This is a genomic window from Rhodococcus sp. BP-241, from assembly GCF_019836145.1.
Classification (GTDB): domain Bacteria; phylum Actinomycetota; class Actinomycetes; order Mycobacteriales; family Mycobacteriaceae; genus Rhodococcoides.
On sequence record NZ_JABUEI010000002.1, the window covers coordinates 22,321 to 39,515 of the forward strand.

The following is a 17,195-nucleotide window of genomic DNA, read 5'->3' on the forward strand; positions in this document are numbered from 1 at the left end:
GGAGCCATGACTCCACGCAACGATCTCGCAGCCCTCACCAGTGGACGCAACTTCTGGAGCACCGAGCAGCAGGACGGGCTCCCGGCGATCACGCTGACCGACGGCCCGCACGGCGTGCGGATGCAGGCGAGCGACAACGACATGTTCTCCGGACGACCCGCGACGTGCTTCCCACCGGCCACCGCCACCGCGAGTACCTGGGATCCCGACCTGCTGCGGCGGATGGGAGAGGCGCTGGCCACCGAGGCCCGGTCGATGGACGTGTCCGTCCTGCTGGGCCCCGGCATCAACATCAAGCGCAGCCCGCTCGGCGGCCGCAACTTCGAGTACTTCTCGGAGGACCCGTTGCTCACGGGCACGCTCGCCGCCGCCTACGTGCAGGGCGTGCAGAGCCGGGGCGTCGGCACCTCGCTCAAGCACTTCGCGGTCAACAGCCAGGAGACCGACCGCATGCGCGTGAGCGCCGAGGTGGACGAACGCACCCTGCGCGAGATCTACCTCCGGGCGTTCCAGCGTGTGGTGGAGCAGGCGCAGCCGTGGACCGTCATGTGCTCCTACAACCGCATCAACGGCGTCCACGCCTCGCGGAACCGGTGGCTCCTGACGGACGTGCTGCGCGGCGAGTGGGGTTTCGAGGGCGCCGTCGTGTCCGACTGGGGCGCCGTCGTGGACCGGGTCGACTCGATCGCCGCGGGCCTCGACCTGACGATGCCCGGACCCGACGCTGCCGGTGACCAGCGGGTCGCCGACGCGGCGGAGTCCGGTGCGCTCGATCCGGGCGCTCTGGAGACGGCGGCGGCCCGCGTACGCGCACTGGTCGAGCGCGCGCAGGACGCGAGCGGTTCCGTGGACGTCGATCACGATGCCCACCATGCGCTGGCCCGAGAGATCGCGAGCCGGGCGATCGTCCTGCTGAAGAACGACGGTCTGCTGCCGCTCGAGCCGGGTTCCGGATCGATCGCCGTGCTCGGCGAGATCGCCCGCACCCCGCGCTACCAGGGCGGCGGTAGTTCGCAGAGCACCCCGACCCGGTTGGACGACGCGCTGTCGGCGATCACCGCTGCCGCGCAGGGTGAGGTGGCGTTCGCGCCCGGGTACGACGCCGACCACGCGTCGACCGAGGAGACCGACGCCGACGACGGACTGCTGAACGAGGCCGCCGAGCTCGCTCGCACGCACGACATCGCCCTCGTCTTCGTCGGCAACGATCCCGAGACCGAGGGCATGGACCGCACCACGCTGACGCTGCCGGAAGGCCATCTGGCCCTGGTCGAGCGAGTGCGCGCGGTGAACGAGAACACCGTGGTGGTGCTGTCGAACGGCGGCGTGGTCCTGACGTCTCCGTGGGACACCGACGTCCCCGCGATCCTCGAGACGTGGCTGCTGGGACAGGCCGGCGGCGGAGCTATCGCCGACGTGCTGTTCGGCGTCGTGAACCCGTCGGGACGGCTCGCGGAGACCGTTCCGCTCCGGCTCGAGGACCACCCGTCCTACCTGGACTTCCCCGGTGAGCACGGGGTTGTCCGCTACGGCGAGGGCATCCACGTGGGCTACCGCGGCTTCGATGCGCGCGAGACCGACGTGTCGTACCCCTTCGGATGGGGCCTGTCGTACACGACGTTCGAGTACGGCGATGTGACCGCGACGGTGGGGGAGCACGGCATCAACGTCACGGTGCCGGTGACCAACACCGGGGACCGGGACGGCCGGGAGGTCGTGCAGGTCTACGTGTCCGCGCCCGACGAGGACGCGCACCGTGTTCCGCGTGAGCTCGCGGCGTTCGAGTCGGTCGAGATCGCCGCGGGTGCGACCGAGACCGTGACTCTCACCGTCCGGCGTGCCGACCTGGCGTACTGGGACACCCGGGTGTCGTCCTGGATCGTGGCGCCGGGCGAGTACGTCGTGGCAGCGGCGGCATCGTCGCGCGATCTCCGGAGCGTCGCGATCGTCTCCGTGACGGGCGACGACGTCCGCCTGCCGTTGACGGCCGAGTCGACCGTCACCGAGTGGCTGGACGATCCGCGCGGGGGTGACCTGCTGCGGGCGGCCATCGACGACGGCGACGGACCGTCGGTGGCACAGGCGATGATGGGCAATCCGGAGACGGCAGTCTTCCTGTCGAGCGTCCCGCTCGCCCGCATGGTGGCCTTCGGCGACGGAACCCTGACACCCGATGTCGTCGCGCGGCTCGTGCAGGACGCGAACGGCTAGCCGCGCCCGCGTGCCCGGGTGAACAGCGGGACCACCAGCAGCATCATGAACACCCGGAGCACCTGGGCCGCCACGACGAAGGTCACGTTCACGCTGCTCGCCGCCGCCAGCGCGAGCACCGCGTAGATACCGCCCGGCGTCGTGGCGAGGTAGGCCTCGTACGGGGTGATACCGGTGGTGCCCACCAGGATCAGGCCGAGCAGCGCGCAGCCCACCGCGATGGCGATGATCAGCAGTACCGCCCACGGGATGATGCGGCCGATGGACTTCAGGCTGTCGAGGGTGAACTGCAGGCCGGCCTGCCACCCGATGACGATGTAGACGAGCTGGAGCAGCAGAAACGGCACGCCGGCGTCGCCCGTCCACCCCAGCAGGTCCGCGGCACCGGAGATCAGCAACGGTCCGAGCAGGGCGGGCGCGGGCAGGCGGATCAGTCGGCCCAGCGGGATGCCCACCAGCAGGCACACCGCGATGAAGAGCGCGTCCGTCCAGAGCGGGGCGGAGGCGGTGTCGAGCGATCCGCTCTGTCCGGTGTCCGCCGAGAAGACCACCGTGGCGACGAACGGTAGCGACGCGGTGACCAGCAGCACCCGGACGTACTGCACCACGGCGACCACCCGCTCGTCGCCGCCCAGATCACGGGCGATCGCGACCATGCCGGACGCACCCCCGGCCACGAGTGCGAGGGCGCCGGTGGTGGCGTCGAGGTCACGATGCAGTCCGAGGAGAGCGCCGGCCGCGATGGACAGCACCAGGGTGCCGAGCGAGACGACCACCACCCAGATCCAGTCGGACCCCAGCGAGGACATCGTGTCCCGATCGAGCAGGGTGCCGATCTCGACGCCGAGCACGGCCTGCGCGCCCATCGACGCGGTGCGCGGAACCTTCCCCGGGCCCCATCCGCACAACGCGAACACCGTCGCCACGGCGAGCGCGACGAACAGCGCGGCCGACGGAACGCCGACCCGCTCCGCCAGGACGGCGACGACGACGGTCGCCAGAGCGAGTGAGGCCCAGCGCACCGTGCGCGAGCGGTCGAACGGGACCCGATCCGGACTCAAGGCCTGTCGGGGCGCTGGATTCGTCGCACGGCCGGGGGCATGCCCCACTCGTCGCGGCCGAGCCGGCTCAGCGGTGCGAGGGCGCCGAAGTCGGGCAACCCGTCCTCCGCGAGGAACTCCGGACGCACCGTGATCATCGTGACCGCGCCCATGACGACGAACGAGTTGCCCACCTCGACCACCTGATGGAGCGTCGCCTCGATCGAGAGCGGGGACGCGACGACGCGCGGCGGGCGGACGGTCTCACTGGGCTCGCTCTCGAGGTCGACCGCGGTGTACTCGCTCACCGAGGCGTCGTAGTTCGCGGACGTCTGATTGATCTGCTCGAACAAAGACTCGGTGGCGAGGTTGACGACGAACTCGCCCGTCTCCTCGATGTTGCGCAGGCTGTCCTTGCGGCCGACCGACGTGAACTGCACCACGGCGGGTGCGCTGGAGGAGACGGAGAAGAAGCTGTACGGCGCCAGGTTCGGCACGCCGTCCGCGGAGACCGTCGACACCCACGCGATGGGTCTGGGCACCACTGACGTGGTGAGAAGCTTGTAGTAGTCGCCGGCGTCCATGGTCTGCGGATCGAAGTGTGTGCGCACCGGTTCATCGTGCCAGGGCCACGCGCGCCCTGGAGGCCGGCCGATCATTCAGGCAGGTCCGGCATCTGTGACACTCTGAAATGGTGAACCCGTCCACGTCTCAAGCCGCCGTCGTCGTCGACGAGATGATCCGCGGCGGCGTCCAGGACGTCGTGCTGTGCCCCGGATCGCGTAACGCGCCGCTCGCGTTCGCGCTCGAGGCCGCCGACCGCGCCGGTCGCGTCCGCCTGCACATGCGCATCGACGAACGCACCGCCGGCTTCCTCGCCATCGGACTGGCCGTGTCCGGCCGCCGACCCGTCCCTGTCGTGATGACGTCCGGAACCGCCGTCGCCAATCTCGGACCCGCCGTGCTCGAGGCCAACTACGCCCGCATTCCGCTGGTCGTGCTCAGCGCCAACCGCCCCTACGAGATGCTCGGCACCGGCGCCAACCAGACGGTCGAGCAACTCGGCCTGTTCGCGGGCCAGGTGCGCGCGACCATCAGCCTCGGTCTCGCCGAGGAGTCCGACCAGGTCAACAGCCAGTGGCGGTCGGCAGTGTGCCGCGTCCTGGCTGCCGCACGCGGTACGCGCTCGGGCAACGCCGGCCCGGTCCACTTCGACATGCCGCTGCGCGAGCCCCTCACGCCCGACCTGGCCGACTCCCGCCCCGCCCCGGAGGGACGTCCCGACGGCTCCCCGTGGACCACCACGCAGTACGCGACGCTCGACGTTCCGGTGGACCTGGACCTCTCGGTGGACACCGTCGTCATCTCCGGACACGGCGCCGCCTATCGGCCGGAACTCGCCGGGCTGCCGACGGTCGCCGAGCCGACCGCGCCCCTGCACGGCCACCCGCTCAACCCGCTCGCGCTCGGTGCGCTGTCGCCGCGCCAGGCCATCATCACCGGGCGTCCCACGCTGCATCGTCAGGTCTCGAAGGTGCTGGCCGATCCGGCCGTCTCCGTCATCGCACTCACCACCGGACCCCGCTGGCCCGACGTCTCGGGCAACGTCGTGGCGACCGGAACGCGCGCGCTGGTCACCGGGACACCGTCACCCGAGTGGCTGCGTCGCTGTGCCGACGCCTCGGAGTCGGCCGATGCCGCGGTCCGCGGGCAGCTCGACTCGCTCTCGATTCCAACGGGTCTGCACGTCGCCGCCGCCGTGTCGTCGGCACGTCGGCCGGGTGACCTGCTCGTGCTCGGCGCCTCCAACCCGGTGCGCGACATGGCGCTGGTCGGCTACCCGGCGGAGGACGTCCGGGTGCTGTCCAATCGCGGTGTGGCGGGCATCGACGGCACCGTCTCCACCGCGGTGGGCGCTGCGCTGGCACACGACGGCCGCACCATCGCGTTGATGGGGGACCTGACGTTCCTGCACGACGCGTCCGGACTGCTCATCGGCACCGGGGAGCCCCGACCGCGGGACCTCACCATCGTCGTCGCGAACGACGACGGTGGCGGCATCTTCGAACTGCTCGAGCAGGGTGATCCCCAGTACGCGGGCGTCTTCGAGCGCGTGTTCGGCACTCCGCACGGCATGGACCTCGCGGCGCTGTGTGCCGCGTACCGGATCCCGCACCGGCGGGTCGATCCCGACGAGCTCGCGAAGCTGCTCACGGGTCACGCCGAGGGCACCCGGGTGCTCGAGGTGACCACCGATCGGTCCGGTCTACGCGATCTGCATGCTTCGATCCGCGCTGCCCTCTAGGCCCTGTCGGCGAGGTACTCCCGTGCCTGCTTGCTCTCGGAGTGCACCATCTTGCCGATCATCTCGGTGACCATGCCCTCGATCTTGCCGCCGACGAACGGGACCTTCACCTCGGCCGTCCCCTTCAGGGTCAGGCGCGATCCGGTGCCATGAGGCACCAGTTCGAACGTTCCGCGCACCTTCGAGGTCAAGCCCGTCGATCCGCCCTCGAGCGTGCCGTTCGCACGGTCGCCTTCGAGCGGTCCCCAGCTGTCCTTGCGCGTGATCACCAGGTCGCCGCGAATCACCTTCCGGACGAACCCCGGCAGCACGGACGCGCCGACCCCCTCGGAGATCACCACGTCGAAGCCGCCGTCGGGCCGGTGCGAGTACTCCACGCTGGCCCGGTCGGAGACCTCCTTGGTTCGCTTGTCCCACAACGCTTCGTCCGTCAAGGCGGAGTGCGCCTGCGCCGGTGTCACGTCGAAGTCCTCGGTGTAACTGAATTTCCGCCCCATGGCGGGAGACGTTACTCGGCGTACCGCTGCCGACGTCCTGCGTGGTGCGGTCGCTAGCCTGTTCTGGTGAACCCCGTCGTCCCGAGTCCGGCCGGTGCCGAGATGTCCGGTGGCGACATGCCTGCTGTCGAGAACTCCGAGGCGGACGAGGCCCCCGTGCGGCGCCGCTCGCGCGTTCCCACCGTTCTCCTGGTGATCGCCACCGTCGTCTCGGTGCTCGCGGTCCTGTTGGTCCTCGCGGCGTGGCGCAACGACCACACCATCTCCTCGGACGAGGGCGTCGCCACGGCCGAGGTGCTGTCGGCCGGACGTCTGCGCTCGGCGGTGAGCTTCGTGACTCCCGACGGCGAGATGCACAATCCCAAGCTCGGAGTGCTGTACCCGACCAACCTCGTCGCCGGTCAGCGCATCGACGTCGAGTACTCCCGCAGCGATCCCGACCTGGTGCGGGTCGCCGGCCGCGACGCCTCGGTGGCCGTCGTGCCCGCGCTCTCCGTCATCGTCGTCACGTGGCTGATCGCCGGCCCGTCGATCCTCTACCTGCGGCGCCGCGACGCGCGCGTCTGACCCGGTACCGGAGGGTTCGCCCGGGGTTCGCCCGCTGGTCACGTCGCCCTCGCATCGCGGTCGTCGCGGCGCGGAACAGTCCACGGTGTGCGCATAGCCGTGGTCGCCGAATCGTTCCTGCCTCACGTCAACGGTGTCACCAACTCGATTCTCCGCGTGCTCGAACATGCGGAGTCCGCAGGTCACGATGCCATGATCGTCGCGCCGGACACGCCGGCCGGGGTGCCCGCGGCGCCGACCTCACACGGCTCGTTCCCGGTTCTGCGAGTGCCGTCGGTGATGGTCCCCAAGGTGAGTTCGCTGCCCGTCGGCGTGCCGAGCCCCGGTATGACCGCCGCGCTGCGCTCGTTCGCGCCCGACGTGGTGCACCTGGCATCGCCGTTCTCGCTCGGTGCCGGTGGCCTTGCGGCCGCGCGGAGGCTGGACGTCCCGGCCGTCGCCGTCTATCAGACCGATGTCGCCGGGTTCGCCGAGAGTTACGGTCTCGGGTTGACCTCGCGTGCCTGCTGGGCGTGGACCCGCCGGATCCATAAGGGCAGTGCCCGCACCCTCGCACCGTCGACGTCGGCGATGGACGCACTCGCCGCGCACGGCATCCCCCGCGTGCATCGCTGGGGTCGGGGAGTGGACACCGTGCGCTTCGCGCCGTCGTCGCGGAACGCGGAGCGTCGTGCGCAGTGGGACGCGGGCGACGCGCTGGTGGTGGGCTTCGTCGGCCGGTTGGCACCGGAGAAGCACGTGGAACGCCTCGCGGTACTCGAGCGGACACCGGGCGTGCGCGTGGTGATCGTCGGTGACGGTCCGGAGCGCGCACGGCTCGAGGCGCTCATGCCGTCCGCGGTGTTCACCGGTCAGCTGGGCGGGCAGGCCCTGTCGGAGGCCTACGCGTCCTTCGACGTGTTCGCGCACCCCGGTGAGCACGAGACGTTCTGCCAGACCGTCCAGGAGGCGCTCGCGAGCGGTGTCCCCGTGATCGGACCCGACGCCGGCGGTCCCCGCGATCTGGTGAGCCACTGCCGCAACGGGTACCTGCTGCCCGTGGATCGGTACGAGGAGTTGCTGCCGAGCGCCGTGCAGGCCCTCGCCGACCCCACCACGCGTGCGAGGTTCGCCACGTCCGCGCGCAAGTCCGTCCTGCATCGCACCTGGCCCGCGCTGTGCAGCCAGTTGATCGGCCACTACGAGGCGGTCATCGGCACCTCGGACGTCGGACGGCGGACGACGGCGGCCTAGGTGAGTGCGCGGCCCACGTACTGTTCAGGTGTGGCAGCACACGGCTCCAGAGCGCAACTGGACAAGCAACCGCACGACGTCGCGTCCATGTTCGACGGAGTCGCGAAGCGGTACGACCTGACCAACACCGTCCTGTCCTTCGGGCAGGACCGCGGCTGGCGGCGCGCGACGCGCGACGCGCTCGCGCTGAAGCCCGGGGAAGCGGTGCTCGATCTCGCGGCCGGGACCGGAGTGTCCACGGAGGAACTCGGCCGGTCCGGCGCCTGGTGCGTCGCCACCGACTTCTCCAAGGGCATGCTCCGCGCGGGCCTCTCGCGCGGCGTCCCGATGATCGCGGGCGACGCGATGCACCTGCCGTACGGCGACGACGTGTTCGACGCCGCCACCATCTCGTTCGGTCTCCGCAATGTGGCCGATCACAACGCCGGCCTCGCCGAGATCCTGCGGGTGGTCCGGCCCGGCGGACGGTTGGTGGTGTGCGAGTTCTCCACACCGGTCTTCCCGGCGTTCCGCACCGTCTACATGGAGTACCTGATGAAGGCGCTCCCGGCCGTGGCCCGCACCGTCAGCAGCAATCCCGACGCCTACGTCTACCTGGCGGAATCCATTCGCGCCTGGCCGGACCAGGCGGAGCTCGCGCGGCGCATGCAGTCCGCGGGATGGGGCCGCGTGCAGTGGCGCAATCTCACTGGCGGCATCGTCACCTTGCACAGCGCCGTGAAACCGGTGTACTGAAAGATACGGAGAACGCACCTATCGGTGTTCGTACCGTGTCCGGATACGGCATGATCTGCGCATGCCCGTACCGGATTGGCTGCCCTATGCCACCCTCGCTGCCTCGGCCGTCGCCGCCGGCGGGGCCGGTTGGGCCGTCAGCACCACGCGCATGCACCTCACCAGGGAGACGCGCCGCGCGCGCGAGCTGCGCACCATCCGAGCCGAGCTGACCCACGATTCCGGTCGCCAGGCCGTCGAGACGTCGCTGGTACGCGACCAGGTCACCGAGCGCTACCAGGAGTTGTCGGTCGCGCTGACCACCTTCCAGCGGGTCTGGATCGACGCCGTACGTCGCCGGACCGCCCCCGACGCGACCGCACTGCCGCCGGGTGCCGACGACCTGCAGGCCGACGTCGACGCCGCCTATCAGGAACTGCTGCGCATCTCGACGATCACCGTCGTCGTGGCCCGCCAGCGCGTCGCGCCGCTGCTCGAGATGCTCATGTCGCTCGATCTCCGGGTGCTGGTGCCCTACTCCACGACGGGCGCGATGCCAGGTCCGGCCGTCGAGCGGCTGAACCGTGAGCACGGGTTCCTGATCGAGATCCAGCGTCTGCTGCGCGACGCCATGCGCGCCGACCTCGGTCTGCTCGACGCCAACGACCTCGGCCTGTTGATCATGGACACCAAGCGCGTCGTCGACACCCTCTCGCCGGACCGCCGGTCGATAGGCTTCGGCGCCACCGAGCGCCGCATGGTGGAGTACCTGGCCGAGTTCGGGGTGCGGGTACTGGCGGGCGGCAACGAGCGCGACTACACGATGGAAGCGGACCGTTTCGCGTTCTACCAGGCCAAGGACCCGGCGCTCGCCGGCGCGGTCGAGGCCATCCTGGCGCTGTACGGAGCCGAACTGTCCCTCGCCGTCCACGCCGGACTCGACGAGCAGGCACGGCTCCCCGTGCTGCAACGCGTCGTGGCGTCTCTCGAGTGCGGCTTCCGCGATCGCGACGGGATACTTCTGCCGGACGGCACCACCGTGTACGCCTTCCGACCGGGACGCTGACCGGCTCCTGAGGCAGCCGGGCACTCTCAGGAGAACGGTGGCCGGTCGTCCACCTTCAGCGACGTCGATCCTGCAGCCCGCCAGGCGCGCGCGACCACGTCGCGATCCTCGTCGGTGATGAGATTGCCCATCACCCGCACGGCGACGGTCATGATCGCGCGCGACCGCATGCCGATCGGCCCCGTGGCGGGCAGGAACCGCGGCACCGTCAGCAGTCCCGCGAGGCGACGAGCGACCGAGAAGCTCTGCCCGTAGTGCTCGCGGAGCACCGCCGGCCACACCTGCGTCAGGTCTGCGCCGTCCAGGTGTTCGGCGATCAGTCGACCACCTTCGAGTCCGTAGTCGATGCCCTCACCGTTGAGCGGATTCACGCAGGCCGCCGCATCGCCGACGAGCGCCCAGTTGGGGCCCGCCACGTCCGACACCGCGCCGCCCATCGGCAGCAGGGCGGACTGCACGCGGCGCACGCCGCCGCTCAGGCCCCACTCGGACTCCCGTTGTGACGCATAGAGATTCAGGAGAGGTCGCAGCGCGCCGGCAGCCGGGCGCTTCGAGGTGGCGAGCGTCCCCACCCCCACGTTCACCTCGCCGGTGCCCTTGTCGTTCACGCCCAGCGGGAACACCCACCCGTAGCCGGCCTGCAGGGTGCCCTCCCCGTCGCGGAGCTCGAGGTGCGAGGTGATCCACTCGTCCTCACTGCGGTCACTCGTGACGTATGCCCGTGCCGCGACCCCGAAAGCGGTGTCGCGGTGCCACGTACGGCCGAGGATCTTGCCGAGCGGCGAGCGCACCCCGTCCGCCACGATCAGCGTGCGACAGGCCACGGCGACAGGGCCGTCGGCGGTGTCGAACATCACCTCGGTGACCCGCCCGCTCACCAGCACCGCATCGACGGCCTTGGCGTTCTCCATCATCACCGCGCCGTCGTCGACGGCCACCCGGCGGATCCGGTCGTCCAACTCGGTACGCGGTACCGCGGAACCGATGTCGGGGAGGGAGCCACCCGGCCACGGCAGCGTGAGTTCCTGACCGAATCCGGTGAGGCGTAGGCCACGATTGATCGCCCGCGAGCGCACCCACTCACCGAGTCCCAGCTCGTCGAGCTCGGCCACGGCACGCGGCGTGAGTCCGTCACCGCAGGTCTTGTCGCGCGGGAACGTGGCTGCGTCCGCGAGAATCGTGTCGTGACCAGCTCGTACGGACCAGGCCGCGGCGGCGCTGCCCGCGGGTCCCGCTCCGACGACGAGAACGTCGGTCACGCGTCGAGTTCCCGGTGTCACACCCTGTGCGCGTCCATCCGTCATCGTTCCATCTTGCAGGCACGATAGGTTGGAGGCAGACGCGGCGCCGAGGCCCGGAGCCGCGCGAGGTGTTCGACGACGAGAAATGGGTGCGAGCGCGGTGACCGAGACGAGTGCGAGTGGGGCCACCGTGGTGGCGGGCGTGGATCTCGGGAACGCGGAGTTCGCGGAGATCGTGCGCGCGGCGATGGCCGAGGTCGAGAGCCTGCTCGTGACCGAGCTGTCCGACGGTGAGGACTTCCTCACCGAGGCGGCGCTGCACCTCGCCAAGGCCGGCGGCAAGCGGTTCCGCCCGCTGTTCACCATTCTCACCGGTCAGCTCGGCCCCAAGGCGTCCAGTCCGGACATCGTCACCGCGGCCACCGTGCTCGAGATGGTGCACCTCGCGACGCTGTATCACGACGACGTCATGGACGAGGCCGCCATGCGCCGCGGCGTGGAGTCCGCCAATGCGCGCTGGGGCAACAGCGTCGCCATCCTCGCGGGCGATTACCTCTTCGCACACGCGTCGCGCCTGGTCTCGACGCTGGGCCCCTCCGCCGTGCGTACGATCGCCGAGACGTTCGCCGCGCTGGTCACGGGCCAGATGCGCGAGACGATCGGCAGCAGGCCCGATCAGGATCCGGTCGATCACTACCTCACCACGGTGTGGGAGAAGACGGGTTCGCTGATCGCGACGAGCGGTCGCTTCGGCGGCACGTTCTCCGGGGGCGACGACGAGCACATCGAGCGGCTCGAGCGTCTCGGCGACGCGGTGGGCACCGCGTTCCAGATCTCCGACGACATCATCGACATCTCGTCCGCCGCGTCGGACTCCGGCAAGACGCCGGGTACCGACCTGCGCGAGGGCGTCCACACGCTGCCCGTGCTGTTCGCGCTGCGTGACGAGGGTGCGGACGGCGACCGGCTCCGCCACCTGCTGCGCGGTCCCATCACCGACGACGCGGACGTGGCCGAGGCGTTGACTCTGCTGGGTCGTTCGCCGGGCATGGCCAAAGCGCGCGAGACGCTCGACACCTACGCCCAGCGGGCGCGCACCGAGCTGGACGCTCTGCCGCAGGGCCCGGCCAACGACGCGCTGCGCAAGCTGGTCGAGTACACGGTCGCCCGCATCAGCTGACGGGAACTACCCGCGTCACCTCGGTCGTTGTTCGTGCAGGAAGCACTGCGGCGAGAGGATCGGCGACACACGATGAAGTTCGCGAACGGCATGAAGACGTTCGGCCTGATGGTCGGGATGTCGGCTCTCATCGTCTTCATCGGCGCTCTGTTCCAGAACTCGACCATCCTGGTGGTCGCGGTCGTCCTGGCCGTCGGCATGAACGGGTACGCCTACTTCAACAGCGACAAGCTGGCGCTGAAGTCGATGCACGCCCAGCCGATCACCGAGGTCGAGTACCCGCGCATCTTCGCTATCGTCCGCGAGCTGGCCACCGCGGCGCATCAGCCCATGCCGCGGCTCTACATCAGCCCCACCAACGCCCCCAACGCGTTCGCCACGGGACGCAACCCGCGCAACGCCGCGGTGTGTTGCACCAGCGGCATCCTGGCGCTGCTGAACGAGCGTGAGCTGCGCGCGGTCCTCGGCCACGAGCTCTCGCACGTCTACAACCGCGACATCCTCATCTCGTCCGTGGCGGGCGCCATGGCGGCCGTGGTGTCCGGACTCGCGAACTTCGCGTTCTTCGCGAACGTCTTCGGCGGGCGCGGGAACGGGCAGGGCGCCAACCCGCTGGCCCTGCTGCTGGTGTCGATGCTCGGACCGATCGCGGCGTCCCTGGTGAAGCTGGCCGTGTCGCGCTCGCGGGAGTACCAGGCGGACCAGTCGGGTGCCGAGCTCACCGGCGACCCCCTGGCGCTGGCCTCCGCGCTCCGCAAGCTGCAGAGCGGCACCCAGTCCGCCCCGCTGCCCCCCGAGCCGCGCCTCACGGCCCAGTCGCACCTGATGATCGCCAACCCGTTCCGGGCGGGTGACCGCGCGAGCAAGCTGTTCTCCACGCACCCGCCGATGGAGGAGCGCATCGCCCGCCTCGAGCGCATGGCGGGGCCCTACCGCTGAGTCAGCGGTAGTTGACGAACTGCAGGGCGATGCCGAAGTCCTCGCCCTTGAGCAGCTGCTGAACGGCCTGGAGGTCGTCACGCTTCTTGCTGCTCACCCGCAGTTCCTCGCCCTGGATCTGCGCCTTGACGCCCTTGGGGCCCTCATCGCGGATCTTCTTCGAGATCTTCTTGGCGTTCTCGGTGGTGATGCCCTGCACCAGCGTGCCGGTGATCTTGTAGGTCTTGCCCGACTGCACGGGATCGCCGGCGTCGAAGGCCTTGAGCGAGATGTCGCGTCGGATGAGCTTCTCCTTGAAGACGTCCAGGGCGGCCTTCGCGCGTTCCTCGGCCTCGGCGGTGATGACGATGGCCTCGTCTCCGGACCACTCGATGCTCGCGCCGGTGCCGCGGAAGTCGAAGCGGGTCGACAGCTCCTTGCCGGCCTGGTTCAGAGCGTTGTCGACCTCCTGGCGGTCCACCTTGCTCACGACGTCGAACGACGAATCAGCCACTGACAACACTCCTTCGTGCGTGATCGGTACGGTGCCGACGGTAGCGTGTCCAGCCGGTTTGCCATCGAGGGGTGCGGTCGTTGTATTCTGCGTATCGCACCTGGAGCGGTCACTCGACGAGTGTCCGGCGCCATGGAGCATCCCGGCAGATTGCCCGAGCGGCCAATGGGAGCGGACTGTAAATCCGTCGGCTTATGCCTACGTAGGTTCGAATCCTACATCTGCCACACCCGACGAGACCCCGGCGAGAATCCTCGCCGGGGTCTCGTCGTCGGGGTGGGGGCAGGCGGCACGCGAAACGCCGCGTGCAACTCGTTCACCAGGCAATTTGGCGAGCGGTCTGACTCCTGTGTAATGTCTTCGAAGGCTTCGACGTGCACCTCGTGTGCGCCGATCCTGCCCCCTTAGCTCAGTCGGTAGAGCGTTTCCATGGTAAGGAAAAGGTCAACGGTTCGATTCCGTTAGGGGGCTCGCGGGACCGAGCGCCGGCCGGCGTCCGGCACCGAGGCGGTGTAGCTCAGTCGGTAGAGCAAACGACTCATAATCGTTGTGTCGCCGGTTCAAGTCCGGCCATCGCTACTCGACAGAGGACTCCGCCGCTGCTGCGCGCAGTGGGGTCCGGTATTCATGACCGACGCAGCACCCGTATCGCGCTCTACCCGAAAGCAGGCATCGACGTGGCCTCCTCCACTGACGTTCGGCCCAAGATCACCTTGGCGTGCGAGGTGTGCAAGCACCGTAACTACATCACCAAGAAGAATCGCCGCAACGATCCCGATCGCCTCGAGATCAAGAAGTTCTGCCCGAACTGCGGAACTCATCGCGCGCACCGCGAATCTCGCTGATCATTCGCACAGCAGCGCTGCCCCGGCACAGTCGCCGTGGCAGCGCTGACGTGTGTCCAGGTGCCGGTGACCCAGTCGGCTCGGCGCCGTCCGTCTCGAACTCGCCCGACAGAGCCGTCCGGACTGTCTCTCGTCCCACGCTCGGGTGTCCCGTGGTGAGTTCCACATCATTCTCGGGGGAGTCGACGACGTGACAGTCACCGCAACCGCAACCGACCGGGGCGACACGCCTGCCGTCGACCCGGCGGTGCACACCGCCAGCATGGTCGGGCACCACTACCGCATGCCCGACTTCTACGAGATCGGGCGCGAGAAGGTGCGCGAGTACTCACGGGCCGTGCAGAACGATCATCCCGCGCACTCCTCGGAGGACGCCGCGGCCGAGCTCGGGTACGAGCATCTCGTCGCACCGGCCACCTTCATCTCGGTCGTCGGCATCATCGCGCAGAAGGCCATGTTCGACGAGGTCATCACCGGGTACGACCTGTCGCAGATCATGCAGGCGGATCAGCGTCTCGAGTTCCACCGTCCGATCGTGGCGGGGGACCGCCTGACCGTCGACGTGAGCCTGGAGTCCTTCCGCCAGATGGGTGGAAGCGACATCATCATCACGAAGAACATGGTCACGGACGAGGCCGGCGAGGACGTCATGACGTCCTGGACGACACTCGTGGCGAAGACCGGCGGCGGTTCCGATCAGGACGCGCTGGAGATGGCGAAAGGTGTCATGAAACATGACTCGTAAGCAGTTCGACCAGGTCACCGTCGGCGACGACCTTCCCGAGCGCACCTACGAGCTCACCCGCGGTGACCTCGTGAACTACTCGGGCGTCTCCGGCGACCCGAACCCGATCCACTGGAGTGATCCGGTCGCGCGCACGCTCGCCGGACTCTCGGACGTCGTCGCTCACGGCATGCTCACCATGGGGCTCGGCGCCGGTTTCGTCACCGACTGGTCGGGTGATCCGGGCGCCATCACCGAGTACAACGTGCGCTTCACCAGCCCCGTGCTGGTCAAGGAGACCGAGCCGGCCAAGGTCGACTTCACGGGTCGCATCAAGTCGGTCGACGCGGACACCCGCAAGGCCGTCGTCGCCATCACCGCGAAATACGAGGGCAAGAAGATCTTCGGTCGCGCCGTCGCGACCGTCCAGCTCGCGTGATCCGGCTCTCCGATCGCCGACTCGAGTCAGCGATTTCGGGGGCGTCCGTGAGTGCAGTACACTGAGATCTCCGGGGTCGTACAGCGCTGTGCGCTGTCCGTCGCCGGTACGACCGGATTTCGATCCGGCCGAAGGGGCGTAGCTCAATTGGTAGAGCAACGGTCTCCAAAACCGTAGGTTGCAGGTTCAAGTCCTGTCGCCCCTGCCACGTTCGAAAGCGGTGCTTCGGACAGTGGTCATGCAGAGCATTCGAGTGCAGACACCCTGCCGACGACCGAGAGGAACGACGTGAGCGATCAGCGCGGCGCGCGCGACAGCAGCTCCGACGGTTCCGAGGATCTCGGTGCGGACGATGCTGTCGTCGCCGACGATGCTGCTGCCGCCCACGATGCCGCCGGGTCGAGCCGGCCCTCCGGCAAGCGCGCAGCCCGCCGGACCCGGTCCGCGGACGATGCTCCGTCGCTGATCAAGGATGGTGCCAAGACCACCGCCGGCAAGTCCGTCGCCACCGCCTCTCGTGTCGAGGGCCGCACCCGCGCCGAAGCGACGCCGAAGATGAACATCTTCAAGCGGCTCCGCAAGTTTCTGCGCGAGGTCGTCGCCGAGCTGCGCAAGGTCATCTGGCCCAACCGCAAGCAGATGGTCACCTACACCGCTGTGGTGTTGGTGTTCGTGACGTTCATGGTGGCCTACATCAGTGGGCTGGACCTGGCGTTCATCAGGGGAGTGCAGTGGCTGTTCGGCTGACGCCGGACACACAGGTCTGCACGACCACCCCGAGTACGACCGGAACGATTACAGGAAGCGAGTGCCTTTCGTGAGCACGCCCCATAACGACGCCACCGAAGTGGCCGCCTACGACGCTCAGGTCGAGGCGACCAAGCAGGGCCTCGAAGCGGAGCAGGCCGCACAGGACCGCGAGACCGACGAGGCCATCGCGGCCGACGTCGCTGCCGCCACCGGTGACACCGACGAGTCGGAGACCGTCGACGCCGATGCGGACGCCGTCGTCGCCGACGACGCTCCCATCGACGCGGAGCCGGTCGACCCCGTCGCCGAGATGAAGGCTGCGCTGCGGCGCGCCCCCGGCGACTGGTACGTCATCCACTCGTACGCCGGATACGAGAACAAGGTGAAGACCAACCTCGAGACCCGCGTCCAGAACCTCGACGTCGGTGACTACATCTTCCAGGTGGAAGTTCCCACCGAGGAGGTCACCGAGATCAAGAACGGCCAGCGCAAGCAGGTCAACCGCAAGGTGCTGCCGGGCTACATCCTGGTGCGCATGGAACTGAACGACGAGTCCTGGGGTGCTGTCCGCAACACTCCCGGTGTCACCGGCTTCGTCGGCGCCACGTCGCGCCCGTCCCCGTTGACCATCAACGAGGTCGTCAAGTTCCTCATGCCGCAGGAGGACAAGAAGAAGGCCACCGCGGGCGCCACCACCGGTGCCGAGGGTGCGGGCGAGACGTCGTCGAAGCCGACCATCGAGGTCGACTTCGAGGTCGGCGAGTCCGTCACCGTCATGGACGGCCCCTTCGCCACGCTTCCCGCCAGCATCAGCGAGGTCAACGCCGAGCAGCAGAAGCTCAAGGTGCTGGTGTCCATCTTCGGCCGCGAGACTCCGGTCGAGCTGGGCTTCACCCAGGTCGCGAAGATCTAGGGCGCTCAGAACCCCCCACAACTTGCAGGCAGTACCGC

18 protein-coding genes and 4 tRNA genes are annotated in these 17,195 nt (G+C 69.0%); 17 read left to right on the forward strand and 5 right to left on the reverse strand.

The features are described from left to right. Positions 1-6: 6 nt before the first annotated feature. Positions 7-2,211 (forward strand): glycoside hydrolase family 3 C-terminal domain-containing protein, encoded by a 2,205-nt coding sequence (locus tag HQ308_RS03625; RefSeq protein WP_261775723.1) that lies wholly within the window; start codon positions 7-9, stop codon positions 2,209-2,211. Here the strand turns inward: HQ308_RS03625 and HQ308_RS03630 are convergent. Together HQ308_RS03630 and HQ308_RS03635 are read right to left on the reverse strand one after the other, a co-directional pair. Then, positions 2,208-3,272, reverse strand: a complete 1,065-nt coding sequence (locus HQ308_RS03630) for an AbrB family transcriptional regulator (protein WP_222645474.1) — start codon at positions 3,270-3,272, stop codon at positions 2,208-2,210. The two genes, HQ308_RS03625 and HQ308_RS03630, sit on opposite strands and share 4 nt — an antisense overlap. Beyond that, positions 3,269-3,862, reverse strand: a complete 594-nt coding sequence (locus HQ308_RS03635; RefSeq protein WP_027504541.1) for a flavin reductase family protein — start codon at positions 3,860-3,862, stop codon at positions 3,269-3,271. The genes HQ308_RS03630 and HQ308_RS03635 overlap by 4 nt, the downstream gene beginning before the upstream one ends. An 83-nt stretch (positions 3,863-3,945) precedes the next feature. Between HQ308_RS03635 and menD the strand changes: the two genes are divergently transcribed. Then, positions 3,946-5,556: a 2-succinyl-5-enolpyruvyl-6-hydroxy-3-cyclohexene-1-carboxylic-acid synthase gene (gene menD / locus HQ308_RS03640; RefSeq protein WP_222631857.1), complete on the forward strand. Its 1,611-nt coding sequence runs from the start codon at positions 3,946-3,948 to the stop codon at positions 5,554-5,556. Here the strand turns inward: menD and HQ308_RS03645 are convergent. Continuing rightward, the gene (locus HQ308_RS03645; protein WP_027504543.1) at positions 5,553-6,053 is read right to left on the reverse strand and encodes a DUF2505 domain-containing protein; all 501 of its coding nucleotides are present in this window, start codon (positions 6,051-6,053) and stop codon (positions 5,553-5,555) included. The genes menD and HQ308_RS03645 overlap by 4 nt on opposite strands. Before the next feature lie 117 nt (positions 6,054-6,170). On the opposite strand from HQ308_RS03645, the gene HQ308_RS03650 reads away from it, so the two are divergent. From HQ308_RS03650 to HQ308_RS03665, 4 genes are all read left to right on the forward strand, one after another. Then, on the forward strand, positions 6,171-6,620 hold the full coding sequence (locus tag HQ308_RS03650; RefSeq protein ID WP_051613160.1) for a DUF3592 domain-containing protein: 450 nt from the start codon (positions 6,171-6,173) through the stop codon (positions 6,618-6,620). 87 nt (positions 6,621-6,707) lie between these two features. Further along, a complete protein-coding gene (locus HQ308_RS03655; RefSeq protein ID WP_027504545.1) occupies positions 6,708-7,853 on the forward strand; it encodes a glycosyltransferase family 1 protein in 1,146 nt (381 codons plus the stop codon). 30 nt (positions 7,854-7,883) lie between these two features. Beyond that, complete coding sequence (locus tag HQ308_RS03660; protein WP_027504546.1) at positions 7,884-8,588, forward strand: demethylmenaquinone methyltransferase; 705 nt, start codon at positions 7,884-7,886, stop codon at positions 8,586-8,588. A gap of 61 nt (positions 8,589-8,649) precedes the next feature. Continuing rightward, positions 8,650-9,633 (forward strand): hypothetical protein, encoded by a 984-nt coding sequence (locus tag HQ308_RS03665; protein WP_222631853.1) that lies wholly within the window; start codon positions 8,650-8,652, stop codon positions 9,631-9,633. Positions 9,634-9,659: 26 nt separating this feature from the next. Here the strand turns inward: HQ308_RS03665 and HQ308_RS03670 are convergent, their stop codons facing one another. Next, positions 9,660-10,937 (reverse strand): geranylgeranyl reductase family protein, encoded by a 1,278-nt coding sequence (locus HQ308_RS03670; RefSeq protein ID WP_222645475.1) that lies wholly within the window; start codon positions 10,935-10,937, stop codon positions 9,660-9,662. Between the two features lie 82 nt (positions 10,938-11,019). Here HQ308_RS03670 and HQ308_RS03675 point away from each other — a divergent pair, with 82 nt between their 5' ends. Next, complete coding sequence (locus tag HQ308_RS03675) at positions 11,020-12,054, forward strand: polyprenyl synthetase family protein (RefSeq protein WP_222645476.1); 1,035 nt, start codon at positions 11,020-11,022, stop codon at positions 12,052-12,054. 72 nt (positions 12,055-12,126) lie between these two features. Next, complete coding sequence (gene htpX / locus HQ308_RS03680; protein ID WP_222645477.1) at positions 12,127-12,993, forward strand: zinc metalloprotease HtpX; 867 nt, start codon at positions 12,127-12,129, stop codon at positions 12,991-12,993. Position 12,994: 1 nt separating this feature from the next. On the opposite strand, the gene HQ308_RS03685 is transcribed toward htpX, so the two are convergent. Continuing rightward, on the reverse strand, positions 12,995-13,486 hold the full coding sequence (locus tag HQ308_RS03685) for a YajQ family cyclic di-GMP-binding protein (protein ID WP_056441678.1): 492 nt from the start codon (positions 13,484-13,486) through the stop codon (positions 12,995-12,997). A 144-nt stretch (positions 13,487-13,630) separates the two neighbouring features. On the opposite strand from HQ308_RS03685, the gene HQ308_RS03690 reads away from it, so the two are divergent. From HQ308_RS03690 to nusG, 9 genes are all read left to right on the forward strand, one after another. Beyond that, positions 13,631-13,713: transfer RNA gene (locus HQ308_RS03690), tRNA-Tyr, on the forward strand. 171 nt (positions 13,714-13,884) lie between these two features. Beyond that, positions 13,885-13,957: transfer RNA gene (locus HQ308_RS03695), tRNA-Thr, on the forward strand. Between the two features lie 35 nt (positions 13,958-13,992). Then, positions 13,993-14,065, forward strand: a tRNA-Met gene (locus HQ308_RS03700). 98 nt (positions 14,066-14,163) lie between these two features. Next, positions 14,164-14,331, forward strand: a complete 168-nt coding sequence (rpmG, locus tag HQ308_RS03705) for a 50S ribosomal protein L33 (RefSeq protein ID WP_027504552.1) — start codon at positions 14,164-14,166, stop codon at positions 14,329-14,331. A gap of 190 nt (positions 14,332-14,521) precedes the next feature. Beyond that, positions 14,522-15,076 carry a (3R)-hydroxyacyl-ACP dehydratase subunit HadA gene (hadA, locus tag HQ308_RS03710; protein ID WP_051613161.1) on the forward strand — a complete coding sequence of 185 codons (555 nt, stop codon included), beginning with the start codon at positions 14,522-14,524 and terminating at the stop codon, positions 15,074-15,076. Then, positions 15,066-15,494: a (3R)-hydroxyacyl-ACP dehydratase subunit HadB gene (hadB, locus tag HQ308_RS03715; protein WP_027504553.1), complete on the forward strand. Its 429-nt coding sequence runs from the start codon at positions 15,066-15,068 to the stop codon at positions 15,492-15,494. Before hadA ends, hadB begins: the two co-directional genes overlap by 11 nt. Before the next feature lie 132 nt (positions 15,495-15,626). After that, positions 15,627-15,702, forward strand: a tRNA-Trp gene (locus HQ308_RS03720). An 80-nt stretch (positions 15,703-15,782) separates the two neighbouring features. Next, complete coding sequence (secE, locus tag HQ308_RS03725) at positions 15,783-16,241, forward strand: preprotein translocase subunit SecE (RefSeq protein ID WP_027504554.1); 459 nt, start codon at positions 15,783-15,785, stop codon at positions 16,239-16,241. A 70-nt stretch (positions 16,242-16,311) separates the two neighbouring features. Further along, positions 16,312-17,157, forward strand: coding sequence for a transcription termination/antitermination protein NusG (gene nusG / locus HQ308_RS03730; protein WP_056442340.1), 846 nt, complete (start codon positions 16,312-16,314; stop codon positions 17,155-17,157). Positions 17,158-17,195 lie beyond the last annotated feature (38 nt).

Excerpts from the sequence above, each read along its gene's own strand:
- HQ308_RS03625 (WP_261775723.1), top strand. The coding sequence starts at position 7 with ATGACTCCACGCAACGATCTCGCAGCCCTCACCAGTGGACGCAACTTC.
- HQ308_RS03645 (WP_027504543.1), bottom strand. The coding sequence starts at position 6,053 with ATGGGGCGGAAATTCAGTTACACCGAGGACTTCGACGTGACACCGGCG.
- HQ308_RS03650 (WP_051613160.1), top strand. The coding sequence starts at position 6,171 with ATGCCTGCTGTCGAGAACTCCGAGGCGGACGAGGCCCCCGTGCGGCGC.
- HQ308_RS03665 (WP_222631853.1), top strand. The coding sequence starts at position 8,650 with ATGCCCGTACCGGATTGGCTGCCCTATGCCACCCTCGCTGCCTCGGCC.
- HQ308_RS03670 (WP_222645475.1), bottom strand. The coding sequence starts at position 10,937 with ATGACGGATGGACGCGCACAGGGTGTGACACCGGGAACTCGACGCGTG.
- HQ308_RS03675 (WP_222645476.1), top strand. The coding sequence starts at position 11,020 with ATGGGTGCGAGCGCGGTGACCGAGACGAGTGCGAGTGGGGCCACCGTG.
- htpX (WP_222645477.1), top strand. The coding sequence starts at position 12,127 with ATGAAGTTCGCGAACGGCATGAAGACGTTCGGCCTGATGGTCGGGATG.
- hadB (WP_027504553.1), top strand. The coding sequence starts at position 15,066 with ATGACTCGTAAGCAGTTCGACCAGGTCACCGTCGGCGACGACCTTCCC.